This is a genomic window from Mycolicibacterium sarraceniae (assembly GCF_010731875.1).
Taxonomy (GTDB): domain Bacteria; phylum Actinomycetota; class Actinomycetes; order Mycobacteriales; family Mycobacteriaceae; genus Mycobacterium; species Mycobacterium sarraceniae.
The window spans coordinates 3,349,984-3,365,856 of record NZ_AP022595.1; the positions used below are offsets into that span (position 1 = coordinate 3,349,984).

At 66.9% G+C, this 15,873-nt stretch carries 18 protein-coding genes; 15 read left to right on the top strand and 3 right to left on the bottom strand.

Features of this window, described 5'->3' with window-relative positions; genetic code table 11:
- Position 1 precedes the first annotated feature (1 nt).
- The 4 genes from G6N13_RS16750 (at position 2) to G6N13_RS25255 (ending at position 3,321) form a co-directional block, all read left to right on the top strand.
- A complete protein-coding gene (locus G6N13_RS16750; RefSeq protein ID WP_163698761.1) occupies positions 2-658 on the top strand; it encodes a TetR/AcrR family transcriptional regulator in 657 nt (218 codons plus the stop codon).
- Between the two features lie 61 nt (positions 659-719).
- Positions 720-2,192 (top strand): DUF7159 family protein, encoded by a 1,473-nt coding sequence (locus tag G6N13_RS24355; RefSeq protein WP_179965000.1) that lies wholly within the window; start codon positions 720-722, stop codon positions 2,190-2,192.
- A gap of 185 nt (positions 2,193-2,377) precedes the next feature.
- Positions 2,378-2,617 (top strand): microaggregate-binding protein 1, encoded by a 240-nt coding sequence (mbp1, locus tag G6N13_RS16765; RefSeq protein ID WP_163698767.1) that lies wholly within the window; start codon positions 2,378-2,380, stop codon positions 2,615-2,617.
- A gap of 494 nt (positions 2,618-3,111) precedes the next feature.
- Entirely contained in the window at positions 3,112-3,321 is a 210-nt protein-coding gene (locus G6N13_RS25255; RefSeq protein ID WP_235677793.1) for a hypothetical protein, read from the top strand.
- A gap of 156 nt (positions 3,322-3,477) precedes the next feature.
- Here G6N13_RS25255 and G6N13_RS16775 read toward each other — a convergent pair whose 3' ends face one another.
- Complete coding sequence (locus tag G6N13_RS16775; protein ID WP_163698769.1) at positions 3,478-4,134, bottom strand: GAF and ANTAR domain-containing protein; 657 nt, start codon at positions 4,132-4,134, stop codon at positions 3,478-3,480.
- Between the two features lie 38 nt (positions 4,135-4,172).
- Positions 4,173-4,670, bottom strand: coding sequence for a DUF1990 domain-containing protein (locus G6N13_RS16780; RefSeq protein WP_163698771.1), 498 nt, complete (start codon positions 4,668-4,670; stop codon positions 4,173-4,175).
- 93 nt (positions 4,671-4,763) lie between these two features.
- Here G6N13_RS16780 and G6N13_RS16785 point away from each other — a divergent pair, with 93 nt between their 5' ends.
- The 11 genes from G6N13_RS16785 (at position 4,764) to pdxT (ending at position 14,747) form a co-directional block, all read left to right on the top strand.
- Positions 4,764-5,399 (top strand): PaaI family thioesterase, encoded by a 636-nt coding sequence (locus tag G6N13_RS16785; protein ID WP_179965161.1) that lies wholly within the window; start codon positions 4,764-4,766, stop codon positions 5,397-5,399.
- Entirely contained in the window at positions 5,396-5,809 is a 414-nt protein-coding gene (locus G6N13_RS16790; RefSeq protein ID WP_163698773.1) for a TIGR02611 family protein, read from the top strand. The genes G6N13_RS16785 and G6N13_RS16790 overlap by 4 nt, the downstream gene beginning before the upstream one ends.
- A gap of 83 nt (positions 5,810-5,892) precedes the next feature.
- Positions 5,893-7,944, top strand: coding sequence for a threonine--tRNA ligase (gene thrS / locus G6N13_RS16795; RefSeq protein ID WP_163698775.1), 2,052 nt, complete (start codon positions 5,893-5,895; stop codon positions 7,942-7,944).
- Complete coding sequence (locus G6N13_RS16800; RefSeq protein WP_163698777.1) at positions 7,937-8,491, top strand: ATP adenylyltransferase; 555 nt, start codon at positions 7,937-7,939, stop codon at positions 8,489-8,491. The genes thrS and G6N13_RS16800 overlap by 8 nt, the downstream gene beginning before the upstream one ends.
- A complete protein-coding gene (gene pgsA, locus G6N13_RS16805) occupies positions 8,488-9,165 on the top strand; it encodes a phosphatidylinositol phosphate synthase (RefSeq protein WP_163702225.1) in 678 nt (225 codons plus the stop codon). The genes G6N13_RS16800 and pgsA overlap by 4 nt, the downstream gene beginning before the upstream one ends.
- A gap of 17 nt (positions 9,166-9,182) precedes the next feature.
- Positions 9,183-10,121: a phosphatidylinositol mannoside acyltransferase gene (locus G6N13_RS16810; protein WP_407663934.1), complete on the top strand. Its 939-nt coding sequence runs from the start codon at positions 9,183-9,185 to the stop codon at positions 10,119-10,121.
- A complete protein-coding gene (locus G6N13_RS16815) occupies positions 10,121-11,281 on the top strand; it encodes a glycosyltransferase family 4 protein (RefSeq protein ID WP_163698781.1) in 1,161 nt (386 codons plus the stop codon). Before G6N13_RS16810 ends, G6N13_RS16815 begins: the two co-directional genes overlap by 1 nt.
- The gene (locus G6N13_RS16820; RefSeq protein WP_163698783.1) at positions 11,281-12,321 is read left to right on the top strand and encodes an NUDIX hydrolase; all 1,041 of its coding nucleotides are present in this window, start codon (positions 11,281-11,283) and stop codon (positions 12,319-12,321) included. The genes G6N13_RS16815 and G6N13_RS16820 overlap by 1 nt, the downstream gene beginning before the upstream one ends.
- A 75-nt stretch (positions 12,322-12,396) precedes the next feature.
- A complete protein-coding gene (gene pdxS, locus G6N13_RS16825; protein ID WP_163698786.1) occupies positions 12,397-13,311 on the top strand; it encodes a pyridoxal 5'-phosphate synthase lyase subunit PdxS in 915 nt (304 codons plus the stop codon).
- A gap of 3 nt (positions 13,312-13,314) precedes the next feature.
- Positions 13,315-14,157, top strand: a complete 843-nt coding sequence (gene tesB / locus G6N13_RS16830) for an acyl-CoA thioesterase II (protein WP_163698788.1) — start codon at positions 13,315-13,317, stop codon at positions 14,155-14,157.
- Positions 14,154-14,747 (top strand): pyridoxal 5'-phosphate synthase glutaminase subunit PdxT, encoded by a 594-nt coding sequence (gene pdxT / locus G6N13_RS16835; protein WP_163698790.1) that lies wholly within the window; start codon positions 14,154-14,156, stop codon positions 14,745-14,747. Before tesB ends, pdxT begins: the two co-directional genes overlap by 4 nt.
- A 441-nt stretch (positions 14,748-15,188) precedes the next feature.
- On the opposite strand, the gene G6N13_RS25260 is transcribed toward pdxT, so the two are convergent.
- Positions 15,189-15,470, bottom strand: a complete 282-nt coding sequence (locus G6N13_RS25260) for an ABC transporter permease family protein (protein ID WP_235677795.1) — start codon at positions 15,468-15,470, stop codon at positions 15,189-15,191.
- Between the last annotated feature and the right edge of the window lie 403 nt (positions 15,471-15,873).

Genomic DNA, 15,873 nt, shown 5'->3' on the forward strand with positions numbered 1-15,873 from the left:
CGTGACGAAGATTGCGCCGCGCCGCCCACCTGGCGGCAGCCAGCTGCGTGCCGACCGGACCCGCGAGGCGGTTCTGGACGAGACGGTGCGCTGCGTGGTGGAGGAGGGCTTCGCCGCGGCCAGCGCCAAGCACATCGCGGAACGAGCCGGGGTGACCTGGGGTGTGGTGCAGTACCACTTCGGCGATCGCGACGCCCTGTTGATGGCCGTCGTCGATCGGGGATTCACCGAAATGCTCGAGTTGCTGCGCAGCTTGCCGCCCCCGTCACCGACGCAAACCCACCGCAAACGGGTCGAGCTGGTGGTGCACGCCGCCTGGCAGGCGTTCTCCAGCCCGACGTCGCGCGCCTCGCTGGAGATCCTCATCGGCACCCGAGCGATGCGAGATAAACGAGCGACTCGCCATCTCGTCGAGTTGCAAAGGGCCATAACCAATTTGAGTGGTGATATCGCCGAGGGGCTGGACAGCCCACACGCGGCGGCCATCGGGGATCTGATCTGGGCCACCATGCGCGGTCTGGTGATCACGCAACTGGTGATGGCGGGCCCGATGCGCAACAGCCGAGAACTGACCGCGCTGGTCGACGTGATCTGCTCATACCTCGATCGACATGGGCAAACGCAATGCTTACCAAGCACAGTCACAGTTAGGTCATAGGCCTGCGGCCAATCGGCGCGCCTGAGTGACATTCGTTGTGCGCCGTGGTGATCATGGCTGAATGACTGCACCACTGGGTATCTCCGTGGGCGCAACCAGCCTGGTTGCCGCCCGAGCTGGGGACCCCCCGTTCATCTGCCCCGCCGAGTTGGTGCTTGGCGATCAGGTGTGGACCGGTTTTGTCGAGCGGGTCGGCGACCCGTCGCCGCTGGTCGGCGAGGGCGGGGTCGTCTACCGCGCCGAACAGCTGCTGGCCCTAGCCCTGTCCGCGCTCGCTGATGCCGCGGGCGCCGGTCTCGCTGCGGTGGCGGCCGTGGCGGTTCCCGCCCACTGGGGGCCGGGCCGTCGCGATGCGCTGCGTGAGGCCATGTGGCGCCTGCCCGCGCTGGCCGGTGTCGCGGCACCGCCGCTTCTGGTGTCGGACTCGACTGCCGCGCTGCGCTCGCTGCAGAGCGATCCTGGACTGCCGCGCCACGGAGTGGTCGTGGTATGCGGTATCGACGCCGACGACAGCTCGGTGACTGTGGCAGACGCCGGTGCCGACTACCGCCAGATCGGTGAGACCGTGCATCGGCCTGGCCTGCCCGCCGATTTCGCGGCGTTCATCGATGACGCTCTGAACCAGGCCAGGGTCTCCCGCGAAACCATCAGCGCCGTCGCCGCAATCGGTGATGGCCAGGGAATAGCTGTTGTCGCTCAACAAATCTCGAGCCATCTGCAGCTTCCGGTCACTGTGTCGGCGCACCCGCAGCTCGACGCGGCATTGGGTGCGGGCCTGGCCGCCGCCCGACAGCTGGCGGCTGACGCGCCGACCGGTTTGGCGCCCGCGCCGCTGATCGCGGACGTGGGCCCGCAGTCGCAGACCATGGCCGCCGCCCTGGCCTGGTCGAGTGACGACACCCCCGATGAGCCACTCCCGCAAGACCAGTCCTATGCCTACAACGACTTCGACTATCGCGGTTACGGGGATGACCAGACCGACGACGAGCTGTCCATCCTGGGCGGTGACCCACCCGCCCGGCCCGAGTCGGGCCTGACTCGCAGCGTGCCGCTGCTGCTTGGCGGTGCCGCAGCGGTCGCGGCCGTGGCCGTCGGCGGTTTCGCTTACACCCTCACCGGCACCAGCACTCCCGACACCCCGACCACCCAATCGGTGAACCCGGCGCCGGCGACCCCCGTCACCGCGGTGACCCCGGTGCAGCAGAGTCCTGCAGTGCCACCACCGGTGCCGACCGAGACCGTCACGATGACCAATCCGCCGATCCAGACCATCACTGAGCAGGCGCCGCCACCTCACACCACCATCGTGACTGTGGAACCGACGACCACGACCACGACCACGACAACAACGACGACGCCGCCGACGACCACCACGACGACAACAACGACCACGACGACTCCGACCACGACGACGCCGACGACCACCACCATGGAGTGGGACACCACGACGACGCGAAAGCCGTTGATCCCCGGGCTGCCCCCGCCACCGCACATCCCGGGGCTGCCGCCGCTGCCAAACCTCAACGTGAGCTGAGCGGCTCGATTCCGACAACCCGCAGCTAGACGGGTGATGTGTGGGACGCCACAGCTGATTTCACGCGCTCAAGCGCGGTGAAGCCGTTTGCGCCGGCCCGTTGACGGGAAGACGAGATCAAGGCCAGCGGGGAATCTCCCCAACACGCTCTACGGGCGTGGCGCCACACCGAGAGGAAAACCGATATGGGCGAGCACAATAGCGGACCGGAAGAAGCCATCAAGGGCATCGTCGAAGGTGTCAAGGGTAAGGCCAAGGAAGTCGTCGGCGCCGTCACCGGCCGCGATGATCTCCAGCGCGAGGGGCAGGCCCAGCAGGACAAGGCCGATGCTCAGCGTGAGGCTGCGCAGAAGGAAGCAGAGGCCGAGAGCGCCCGCGCCGCCGCGAAGGTGAGCGAAGCGCGCGAAAAGGCTGAGCAGAACTAATAACTCACAGTCAACAAGCCCGGCACCCGATACGGTGCCGGGATTGTTGACGTTGTTGCGGCTGAGGGCGCAGAACCTTTGCGATCACGCAACGCAGATCTGGGGTAGACGCCTGGTGGCGCTGATGATCCCAGTGGCAACGTCACTGGAGAGCGGGGTAGTCAGCCACCGGATGACGCCAATGCGCCTCGATCACTGTGACATTCGGCCAGAACGAAGGCCATCTCGTAGATGTGACTATCTGCGGGGATGGTGGCCGGCGCCGACAGCATCGATGACATGGCCCTGTTGCGCCACGGCGCGATGGGCACCCTCTTCGAGCGCCCGTATGCGCCCTCGACGCTGGGGTCGTACCGAACCGATCTACGAGCGCGCTGCCGCCAGGACGGCGGCCAGGCAATCCGGCAGCGCTTTCACGTCATTGTGTGCGGGGATGACGATCACTTTCCGACAACCACCGTCACGCCCGCCGTGGCCCGATCGCCCGTAACGCCGTGGGGCCGGCGAACGCCGAAGCGTTTGTCAGCATTGCCATCACGACGATCCTGCTGACCCGGCTCTATCTCAGGCTCACTGGCTACCCGCAAATCGGCGGCGGCCGGCCGCTTCGCGCGCATGAATGCCTGGCGTCGGCCGCCTCGATCGCCGCTGACAGAATGGCTCGCGGCTGTGGCCGCTGCGCTTTCTGCGAAGCGCGGCGCTGACGTTCACGCTTCTCAGCGCCCTCGTCCACTTCGCCACTGAGGGATTCGCGGCCCTGATCACACTGTCGATCGGCCTGTTCGGCTTGGCGATCCTGGCCTATCAACTCGACGTCGCCGCGGGCAAGGCCATGCCGGGGACCGGCAGCACAACCCGACTCAACGCCGATTCGCTTGTGCCGCTTCGATGATCTTGGCGGCCACCTCCGCCAGCGGAACATTGGCATTGCGCGACAGTTGGCGCAGCATCTCGAATGCCTGATCGGCGTCCATCGAGTAGCGCTCCATGATCATGCCTTTGGCTTGCCCGATGATGTCGCGACTGGCCAGCGCCTCCTGGAACTGCGACTCGCGCCGAGCCGCTTCGCACACCAGCGCCACGTGGTCGGCGAACAGCGAACCCAGCTGCCGGGTGCGTTCGCCGAACGCATGGGGGCGTTCGGCAAACACGTTCAGCGTCCCCATGGATTCGCCGTTCACGAACAGTGGGAAGCCCATGATGCTGCGCACCGGTGTGCTGTCCAGGGCTTCGGCGCGAAACCTCGGCCAGCGGGTCTCAAGCGTCAGGTCTTCGACGTGAACGGGGTGGGGCTGCCGACTCGAGGACACGCAGGGGCCCTCCCGGTGGCGGCGCTGGATTGCATCGATGCGTTCCGCCCACGGATGCGTTGATGCGGGAGTGTCGATGCCGTACTGGCCAGATGTCACCGTGACGTTCACGTAGTCGGCACCGGGTAATTCGGCCGCCGCATGGTGGGCGATCTCGGCGATTCGACTGGCGGTATCCGGAGGTAGGGCACCATGGTCGGCCGGCATGGTTCAGCCCATACCCATCGCCGGGCCAAGCCCAACCTTCACACCACCGACAAATAGCGCCGGGTGATCACCCGCTGAACGATCGAGGCGACCGGTGCCCCGATCTGGCTCCACCACGTCGCGGGCGTGGAGAACGCCACCACCTCGGCATGCACGGATTCATCGGCGGGCTCGAAGCGCACCCCGAACATCTCCTCCCCGGACACTGCGTGGCCGGGGAGGCTGCCGTACGCGAACCCCCGGCGATGGGGCTCATCGACCACATAGACCACACGGCAGGGCGCGGAAAAGGGCCCCAGCCGGCCCAGCACGTCGGTGCCGACCTGCGCCACCTCGGTGGTCGCGGTGACCCGCAGCCCCGCTCCGCGCAACATTGCGTACCGCATCACCGCGTCGGCCGCCTGCTCGAACCGGGCCCGGCCGTCGCCGATCCGCGAGGACAGCCGCACATGGTGATAGCCGGCGGGCAGGTCCGCTGCGGTCGCGCCTACCTCGGTATAGGTCAACGGGCGGCTGGCCAGGTCGCTGAGCTTCACGGCCTCCACCCTCTCATCTGCCTCATCTGTTTGCGTACTGTCGAGGTAAGCCGCCGGTGTGCGGCGGCATACGGTAACCAGGTGGCAGAGGACATGACGGCGATCAACGAAGCCGTGGCGGCGCTCCATCCAGGCGGTGGATTCAATCCGCCGGCGCCGACGACCAAAGGCGGCCCCGACTACGGCCGGTTCGTCGAAGCCGTTAGAGATCTGCAGGACCGGGCGCGGGCCGTGGACGCGCCCGACCAGGTGATCACCCGAGCAGCCGAGCTGCTGGAGCAGGCGTCGGCACTGCTGACGCCCTACGACGCCGACGAGTGGTCCACCCCATCAGGCCGACGGATGGACCTGCCGATGCGTGGCAGCATCGTGACCGTCCCCAACGACACGCAGGTCGGCGAGGACGGGCGGCTGCGCGGCTGGGTCCGCTTCCGGCGCTACCACCTGGGCCGCAACGGGGCTGTGCACGGTGGGTTCATCGCCCATCTCTTCGACTCGGTGCTGGGCAAGACGTCGTTCCTAGTGACCGGCGGGCCGTACCAGCGCACCGCCTATCTGCACGTCAACTACCGCAAGATCGTGCCCATCGAGAAAGAACTCCAGATCGACGCCGGGATGCTGCGCATCGAGGGCCGCAAGATCTTCGTCGACATCCGGCTCTGCGACGGTGATGACCTGCTCGCCGACGGGGAAGGGCTGTTCGTGACGCTCAAACCGGGGCAGCCATGAGGCGGTGGCGGCACGCGTGGGCGCACCGGCGGGACCGGCTGCGGGAGCGTCCGGTCGCCGATTTCGCGTACCGGGTCGTGGTGGGTGTCGTCGGGCTGGTCGTGCTGCTGGTCGGGATCATCGCGATCCCGTACCCCGGTCCCGGCTGGGCGATCGTGTTCGTCGGGCTGGCGATCCTGGCCACGGAGTTCTACTGGGCGCATCGCACCCTGACGTTCACCCGCGACCGTTACGACAGTGCGATGGCGTGGTTCCGCGGGCAGGGCTGGTTTGCGCAGGCGTTGGGCGCGGTGTTCACGGCCGCCGTGGTGGTGGCCACGCTGTGGCTGGTCGGTGCGGTGGGCTGGTCGGCTGGACTGCTGGGCTTCGACCATCCCGCGTTGGACAGCCCCATCGGCCTCGGCGCCTGACCAGCACCCCGATAGCATGGTCGCGTCCGACGCGAGCACGTGCGGCGGTCGTCGATGTCCCCATCAGCCGAAAGAGGCCAGCAATGAGCGCCCCTGCACACCCCGCCCCGGTAGCCCCGATCCGGGTGCCCGCCGGGACTACCGCGGGCGCTGCGGTGCGCGACGCGGGACTGCCTGGCCGCGGTGAGCCCGGCGCGATCATCGTCGTGCGCGACGCTGAGGACAAGCTGCGCGACCTGAGCTGGACGCCGGAGGCCGATGTCGAGGTCATCCCGGTCCCCGCCGACACCGACGAGGGTCGCAGTGTCATCCGGCATTCGGCCGCCCACGTGCTGGCCCAAGCCGTGCAGGAACTCTTCCCGCAGGCCAAGCTGGGCATCGGCCCGCCGATCACCGACGGCTTCTACTACGACTTCGACGTTCCGGAGGCGTTCACGCCCGAGGACCTCGAGGCGCTGGAGAAGCGGATGCGCAAGATCGTCAAGGACGGTCAGCTGTTCTCCCGGCGGGTCTACGAGTCGAAGGACGAAGCTCGACTCGAACTTTGCCACGAGCCCTACAAGCTCGAACTGGTCGACGACAAGTCCGGCGATGCTGACATCATGGAAGTCGGCGGTGACGAGCTGACCGCCTACGACAACCTCAATCCCCGCACCCGCGAACGTATTTGGGGCGACCTGTGTCGGGGACCGCACATCCCCACCACCAAAGACATCCCCGCCTTCAAGCTCACTCGCAGCTCGGCCGCCTACTGGCGCGGCGACCAGAACAACGCCAGCCTGCAGCGCATCTACGGCACCGCGTGGGAGTCGCAGGAGGCGCTGGACCGCCATCTGGAGCTGATCGAGGAAGCCCAGCGCCGCGACCACCGCAAGCTCGGGGTCGAATTGGATCTGTTCAGCTTCCCCGACGAATTGGGTTCTGGCCTACCAGTTTTCCATCCCAAGGGCGGCATCATCCGGCGCGAGCTGGAGGACTATTCGCGTCGCAAACATGAGCAGGCCGGGTACGAGTTCGTCAACACTCCACACATCACCAAGGAACAGCTCTACATCACCTCGGGGCACCTGGAGTGGTATGCCGACGGCATGTTCCCGGCGATGCACATCGATGCCGAGTTCGACGAGGACGGCAAGCTGCGCAAGCCCGGGCAGAACTACTACCTCAAGCCGATGAACTGCCCCATGCACCACCTGATCTACCGGTCGCGGGGGCGGTCGTATCGCGAACTTCCGTTGCGGCTCTTCGAATTCGGCTCGGTGTACCGCTATGAGAAATCCGGTGTGGTGCACGGCCTGACCCGGGTGCGCGGGATGACCCAGGACGACGCGCATGTCTACACCACCCGCGAGCAGATGCGCGAAGAGTTGGCCTCGCTGCTGCGCTTCGTGCTCGACCTGCTCGCCGATTACGGCCTCGACGATTTCTATCTGGAACTCTCGACCAGGAACCCGCAGAAGTCCGTCGGCTCCGATGAGATGTGGGATGAAGCCACCGAGACCTTGCGGGAGGTCGCCGAGGCATCCGGGCTGCAGCTGGTCCCCGACCCGGGCGGTGCGGCGTTCTACGGGCCCAAGATTTCCGTTCAGGTCAAGGACGCGCTGGGTCGCAGCTGGCAGATGTCGACCATCCAACTCGACTTCAACATGCCTGATCGCTTCGAGCTCGAATACACCGCCGCCGACGGCACGCGGCAGCGCCCGGTGTTGATCCACCGCGCGCTGTTCGGCTCGATCGAAAGGTTCTTCGGAGTGCTCACCGAGCACTACGCGGGTGCCTTCCCGGTGTGGCTGGCCCCGGTGCAGGTGGTGGGTGTTCCCGTCGCCGATGGCCACGTGGAGTATCTGGAAGACGTTGCTGCCGAGCTGAAATCGCGCGGAGTTCGGGTCGAGGTCGACAGCAGCGACGATCGGATGGCCAAGAAGATCGTCAATCACACCAACCAGCGGGTGCCGTTCATGCTGCTGGCAGGTGACCGCGACGTCGAAGCCGGTGCGGTGAGCTTCCGGTTCGGCGACCGCACCCAGATCAACGGGGTGCCCCGAGCTCAGGCCGTCGCGACGATCACGAAGTGGATTGCCGACCGCGAGAATGCCATCCCCACAGCCGAACTGGTGAAGGTTGACGGTGTCTGACGAAGCAGACGCGATCACGGACCGGGGCGTCGGGCAGCCCGACCGTCTGCAGCGGCTGTGGACCCCGCACCGGATGAGCTACATCCTGGACGTACCGGTGCAGAAGAAGTTGTCGGAACCGTCGCGCCCGTTCACCGACATTCCGACCCTGCCGGACGAGGACGGACTGGTGGTCGCCCGCGGTGAGCAGGTCTACGTCGTGCTCAACCTCTACCCGTACAACCCCGGCCATCTGATGGTGGTGCCGTATCGCCAGGTGTCGGAGCTGGAGGATCTCACCCTGGCGGAGAGTGCCGACCTGATGGCCTTCGCCCAGAAGGCGATTCGCGTCATCAAATCGGTGTCGAGCCCGGACGGGTTCAACGTCGGACTGAACCTCGGCAAGTCCGCCGGTGGTTCGCTGGCCGAGCACCTGCACATGCATGTGGTGCCGCGCTGGGCCGGCGACGCCAACTTCATCACGGTGGTCGGTGAAACCAAAGTCATCCCGCAGCTGCTGCGTGACACCCGCAAGCTGCTGGCCGACGAATGGGCCGGCCAGCCGTGAGCGACTTCTACCTGATGACCCGCGCGGCCTACGCCAAGCTGAGCGGACCGGTAGCCAAGGGCGCGTTGAAGATCGGGCTGACCCCCGACATGGTGACGATCATCGGCACCGCGGGTTCGGTGCTGGCCGCGCTGATCATGTTCCCGATCGGCCAGCTGTGGTGGGGATCTGTCGCGGTCTTCGTCTTCGTGCTCGCCGACATGCTCGACGGCGCGATGGCGCGCGAACGCGGCGGCGGAACGCGGTTCGGTGCGGTTCTGGACGCGACCTGTGACCGGATCAGTGACGGCGCGATCTTCTGCGGGTTGTTGTGGTGGGTGGTGTTCAGCCTGCACAGCTCGTCGCTGGCGGTGGCCACGATGATCTGCCTGGTGACCTCGCAGGTGATTTCCTACGTCAAGGCCCGTGCCGAGGCCAGCGGGCTCGACGGTGGCGGCGGGCTCATCGAGCGCCCCGAGCGGCTGATCATCGTCCTGGTCGGTGCCGGATTCTCGGACCTGCCGTTCTGCTCGCCGGTGGTGCTGCCCATCGCGATGTGGCTGCTGGCGGTGCTGAGCCTGGTGACGGTGGGTCAGCGGGTGCACTCGGTACGCAGCAGCCCCGGCGCGATGGACAAGATCGCGCCGGCCGGTCCGGCGCCCGCCGGTGATGAGCCGACAGGAACCGAGCAGTGATCAGCACACCGGGGCAGCTGTGGAACAGCGGTCGCAGCTGGCTGCCGAGCACAGCGAACATCAGCGATCTCGGCTATGCGGCCGGGTGGCGGGTGGTGCGGGCGTTGCCGGAGTTCGTGGCACGCAACGCGTTCGACGCGGGTGCCTGGTATGCGGCGCAGGGCGGCGGGCCTGGGCAGCTGCGCAAGAATCTGGCCCGGGTGATCGGCACCACGCCCGCCGACGTGCCAGATTCGCTGGTTCGTGCTTCGCTGGCCTCTTACGCCCGATATTGGCGGGAGGCATTCCGGTTGCCCACGATGGATCACGCCAAGTTGGGTACCGAGCTCGATAAAACCGCGTACGGCAAACAACATATGGAGGCCGCGCTGGCCGCCGGCCGCGGTGCGATCCTCGCGCTGCCGCACAGCGGCAACTGGGACATGGCCGGGGTCTGGCTGGTCCAGTTGAACGGGACCTTCACCACCGTCGCTGAGCGGCTCAAGCCCGAGTCGCTGTACCGGCGGTTCCTCGACTACCGCGAGAGTCTCGGCTTTGAGGTGTTGCCACTGACCGGTGGTGACCGGCCGGCCTACGAAATTCTGGTCGAACGGCTGCAAGCCAACCGGGTGGTCTGCCTGATGGCCGAACGAGACCTGAGCCGCTCGGGGGTACCCGTCGACCTGTTCGGAGAAGCCACCCGGATGCCCGCCGGTGCGGCCAAGCTCGCGCTGGATACCGGCGCGGCGCTGATCCCGGTGCACTCCTGGTACACCGATGACGGCTGGGTTGTCGATCTCTATCCGGAGTTGGATTGCTCCAGCCGCGACGTCGGCGTCATCACCCAAGCGCTGGCCGACCGGTTCGGCGCCAACATCGGCGAGCACCCTGAGGATTGGCACATGCTGCAGCCGCAGTGGTTGGCCGATCTGTCCGACGAAAAGCGTGCCCGCCTAGGGGACGACGGGACGAGCTGATGCGGATCGGGATGGTCTGCCCGTACTCGTTCGACGTGCCCGGCGGGGTGCAGTCGCACATCCTGCAACTTGCCGAGGTGATGCGCGCACGCGGCCACGAGGTCAGCGTGCTGGCGCCGTCGTCGCCGCATGTGCAACTGCCCGACTACGTCGTCTCCGGCGGTAAGGCGGTGCCGATTCCCTACAACGGTTCGGTCGCGCGATTGCGGTTCGGCCCGGCCACCCACCGGCAGGTGAAGAAATGGCTCGCGCGCGGTGAGTTCGACGTCCTGCATCTGCACGAACCCAATGCGCCCAGCTTGTCGATGCTGGCGCTGCAGGCCGCCGAGGGGCCGATCGTGGCGACATTTCACACATCGACCACAAAGTCGTTGACGCTCAGCGTGTTTCAGGGCATTTTGCGGCCGTTCCACGAAAAGATCATTGGCCGTATCGCGGTGTCCGATCTGGCTCGGCGCTGGCAGATGGAGGCGCTGGGCTCCGATGCCGTCGAGATTCCCAATGGAGTTGACGTGGCCGCCCTTAAGTCGGCACCGCGGCTGGACGGCTACCCGCGGCTGGGCAAGACCGTGCTGTTCCTCGGGCGCTTCGATGAGCCGCGCAAGGGGATGGCGGTGTTGGTGGGCGCGCTACCCGCGCTGGTGGACCGGTTCAATGACATCGAGATCCTGATAGTCGGGCGTGGGGATGAGGACGAGCTGCGCGACGAGTGCGGCGAGCTGGCGTCTCATCTGCGTTTCCTCGGGCAGGTCGACGACGAGGAGAAGGCGTCCGCGCTGCGCAGCGCGGACGTCTACTGCGCCCCGCACATCGGCGGCGAGAGTTTCGGCATCGTGCTGGTCGAGGCGATGGCCGCCGGTACCCCCGTGGTGGCCAGCGACATTGACGCGTTCCGGCGCGTGCTGCTCGACGGCAAAGCGGGCCGGCTGGTCCCTGTCGACGACTCCGAGGCGCTGGCGCAGGGACTGATCGAGGTGCTCGACAACGAGGCGCTGCGCAAGCGTTACGTGACGGCCGCCAATGTCGCGGTACGCCGCTACGACTGGCCGGTGGTGGCCGACCAGATCATGCGCGTCTACGAGACCGTGGCGGGCGCGGGGATGAAGGTCCAGGTGGCTGGTTCGGCGGGCCGGAGCGAAGCGACGCGGGAAAATAGCTGATGCATGCCGGGCTGTATTGGTCGTTGACGGCGGTACTGATCGTCGTGCTGGTCGTGAGCGCGCTGCTGGCTCTGCAAACCGCCAACCGGCTGGATCGGCTGCACATCCGCTACGACCTGTCGTGGCAGGCGCTGGACGGGGCGCTGGGCCGGCGCGCGGTCGTCGCGCGCGCCGTGGCCGCCGACACCTATCGCGGCCGTCCGGAGGGCAAACGACTGGCCGCCCTGGCCGGGGCGGCTGAACGCGCACCCCGGTCCGGCCGGGAAGCAGCCGAAAACGAGCTGTCGGCCGCGTTGGCCATGGTCGACCCGATATCGATGCCGGTCGCGCTGGTCGCCGAGCTCGCCGACGCCGAGGCCCGAGTGCTGCTCGCCCGCCGCTTCCACAATGACGCCGTGCGCGACACTCTGGCGCTGCGGGAACGACGCCCGGTTCGGTGGCTGCGGCTGGGCGGCACCGCGGCGCTGCCCACGTATTTCGAGATCGCCGAGCGGGCCGCGCCACCGGCGAACGACGACCCCGATCGGGTGGACCGCCGCACCTCGGCCCGGGTGGTACTGCTCGACGAACAGGGTGCGGTGCTGTTGTTCTGCGGGTCCGATCCCGCGGTTCCCGGCGGCCTGGCACCGCGCTGGTGGTTCACCGTCGGCGGACAGGCGTTACCAGGGGAGCGGCTGGTCGATGCCGCCGTTCGGGAGATCGCCGAGGAAACCGGTCTGCAGGTGGCGCCGGCCGACATGGTCGGGCCGGTGTGGCGTCGCGATTCCCTGATCGACTTCAACGGCACCGTCGTGTCCAGCCAGGAGTTCTACTTCGTGCATCGCACGGCCCGGTTCGAACCGACCGCGGCCGGGCGCACCCAGCTGGAGCTGCGGTACATTCACGGCCACCGCTGGTGTGACTCGGCGGCGATCGATCAGCTGGCCGCGGGCGGGCAGACGGTCTACCCACTGCAGCTCGGTGAGCTGCTCGAGGAAGCCAACCTGCTGGCCGATGGACGTGCCGGCCGGCCGGCCACAGAGTTACATCCGATCCGTTGAGCTGAACAGCGGAGATATGCGGAAACATTCAGTTTTGCACGGCCCCTTAGACTGGATCCGTATCAAACGAAGGGAATGACAGTGGATACCAACGGCTCGGGTAGCCCCGCGCAGACCGGTACCGCTCGGGTCAAGCGCGGTATGGCCGAGATGCTCAAGGGCGGCGTCATCATGGACGTCGTCACCCCCGAGCAGGCGCGCATCGCCGAGGGCGCCGGAGCAGTGGCCGTCATGGCCCTGGAACGCGTCCCGGCTGATATTCGCGCCCAGGGCGGCGTCTCGCGGATGAGCGACCCCGACATGATCGAGAGCATCATCGCCGCGGTGACCATCCCGGTGATGGCCAAGGCCCGCATAGGACACTTCGTCGAGGCGCAGATCCTGCAGAGCCTCGGAGTGGACTACATCGACGAGTCCGAGGTGCTCACGCCCGCCGACTACACCAACCACATCGACAAGTGGAAGTTCACCGTTCCGTTCGTGTGCGGTGCCACCAACCTCGGCGAGGCGCTGCGCCGTCTCACCGAGGGCGCGGCGATGATCCGCTCCAAAGGTGAGGCCGGCACCGGCGACGTGTCCAACGCCACGACCCACATGCGCAAGATCGGTGGGGAGATCCGCCGACTGACATCGCTGTCGGAAGACGAGTTGTTCGTTGCCGCAAAGGAATTGCAGGCGCCCTACGAGCTGGTGGCTGAGGTGGCTCGGGCGGGCAAGCTGCCGGTGACGCTGTTCACCGCCGGCGGTATCGCCACCCCGGCCGATGCCGCGATGATGATGCAGCTGGGCGCTGAGGGTGTGTTCGTCGGCTCGGGCATCTTCAAGTCCGGCGACCCCGCCGCCCGCGCGGCGGCCATCGTCAAGGCCACCACCTTCTACGACGACCCGGACGTGCTGGCCAAGGTGTCGCGCGGTCTGGGTGAGGCCATGGTCGGCATCAACGTGGAGGACATCGCGCAGCCACACCGGCTCGCCGAACGCGGCTGGTAACCGATGGCGATCGAAGAGATCCTCGACCTGGAGCAGCTCGAGGTCAATATTTACCGCGGTCAGGTCTTCAGCCCTGAATCCGGCTTCCTGCAGCGCACGTTCGGCGGCCATGTCGCCGGACAGTCGCTGGTGTCGGCGGTACGCACTGTCGATCCGGCCTTCCAGGTGCACTCCCTGCACGGCTACTTCCTGCGCCCCGGCGACGCCACCGCCCCGGCGGTGTACATCGTCGAGCGGCTGCGCGACGGCGGATCATTCGTCACCCGCCGGGTCAACGCGATCCAGCACGGCGAGACCATCTTCTCGATGTCGGCGTCGTTCCAGCAGGACCAGAGCGGTATCGAGCACCAGGACGCGATGCCCGCCGCGCCGCCGCCCGACGACCTGCCCGGGTTCATCTCCAAGGGCGGGGTGTTCGACGATGCCGGCTTCTCGCAGTTCGCCGAATGGGACGTCCGCATCGTCCCGCGTGACCAGGTGGCTCGCCTGCCGGGCAAGGCTTCTCAGCAGCAGGTGTGGTTTAAGCATCGGGATCCGCTGCCCGACGATTCCGTGCTGCACATCTGCGCGTTGGCCTACATGAGCGATCTGACGCTGCTCGGCTCCGCGCAGGTCAGTCACCCCGAGGAACGCAAGCACCTCAACGTCGCCTCGCTGGATCACGCCATGTGGTTCATGCGGCCGTTCCGGGCCGACGAGTGGCTGCTCTATGATCAGTCCTCGCCGTCGGCGTGCGGCGGCCGCTCGCTGACACAGGGCAAGATCTTCAACCAATACGGGGAGCTGGTCGCCGCCGTCATGCAGGAGGGGCTGACGCGCTACAAGCGCGGATACACCGGCCCGTGAGCGTGCACGTGGGTGTGCTGGCTTTACAAGGGGACACCCGCGAGCACGTGGCGGCCCTTCGCGAGGCTGACGCCGAGGTGTCCACCGTGCGCCGCCGCAGCGAACTCGACGTAGTCGATGCCCTGGTGATCCCGGGTGGTGAATCGACGACGATGAGCCACCTGCTGCGCGCCTTCGATCTGCTGGACCCACTGCGGCAGCGCCTGGCTGACGGTATGCCGGCCTACGGGTCGTGTGCGGGAATGATCCTGCTGGCTTCGGAAATCCTGGACGCCGGAGCCCCCGGCCGTGAGGCGGTAGCGCTGGGCGCGATCGATATGACCGTGCGGCGCAACGCCTTTGGGCGTCAGGTGGATTCCTTCGAGGGTGAGGTCACCTTCGACGGGCTGGACGGACCCGCCCACGCGGTCTTCATCCGGGCGCCCTGGGTAGAGCGGGTCGGCCCCCAGGTCCAGGTGCTGGCCCGTGCCGACGATCACATCGTGGCGGTGCGGCAGGGGGGTGTGCTGGCCACGGCGTTTCACCCCGAGATGACCGGCGATCGGCGCGTGCACAAGCTGTTCGTGGACATCGTCACCGGCTCGCGCTGACGACACTGCGGTGCCCTGCTCTTACGTGACGTGTGGAAGCTGTTCGCGCTCACAGTGATTGCCGCACGACGGTGCGATCCGGCTACTCCCGAAGTGGCATCAGGTCACCGGACAGCTAACGATGATGCTGACGATGGTGGCCTAGACGTTCACCGGCTTGTACCTTCTGTTCGGCGGCTGACGTGGCCATCGTCGGTAGCGAGCGCCCCCACATCGTCGCTTGACGTTTAGGGCGTGTCAATGCGGGCAATGCCGCGATGCCGCGGTCGTTGCCGCATACTCAGGGCATAGCGCTCGCGGCGCGGCGGCAGGAGGTCGTGATGATCGCACGAAGCTGGTTAGGTCGACGGGTTCGTCAGCTGCTCGACGGTCAGGCCGCGAAATCCACCGAAGGTCGGTGGCGCCCGGCCTGGCAGAGCAATTCCGCCGCAGTGCGGCCCATCAGCTGGTGGCGCGCGCTCTAGCCACCCGATGCTCGAACAGGCTGAACGCCGAGATCATCACGTCGGTGCGCCCCGTGTTCTGACTGTCGATCAGCCGGAATCCCAACCCTTTCGACGAGGCGATCAATTCGGCTGCGACCAGATGCGGATCGACGTGGGCCAGCGCCGATGCCGTCGGATAGACCGGAAGGAACGCTCCGATCGCGACCAGGAACACCTGGGGCTCCTCACCGATGCCAAACCACAAGAGCAGCAACGGAACCCAGGCCAATGAGGGCACGGTGCGAATAGTCCCCACCGTCGGCCCGAGAGGCTGGCCTGCGGACGCACCCAGAGTTGGCCGTTACTGATCAGCCCCACTGACGATTTCGCGACGTCACCGGGTGCCGGTAACTGACTGCTGGAGAAAACCTGCGCGTCGGCAACGAGCTGCCACAGCCAACAGTGCCCGGTGAATCGCCGACCGGCATGGAGCCTGGTCGCCGATCTGTTTCTGGAGTTCACAGCAGATTCGTAGCGCTTTCGCCACCCCGTCACGATCCAATGGCAAACGTTATTCGTACGCGTACGGCCGCCATGGCAGCAGCCACCGCGGCCACGATGGCACTGACTCTCGTCACCGTGCCGGACAGCCACCGGTTACCGCGCTGCGCACCGAGGTACGGGCAGTCGAGTTGGCCGCA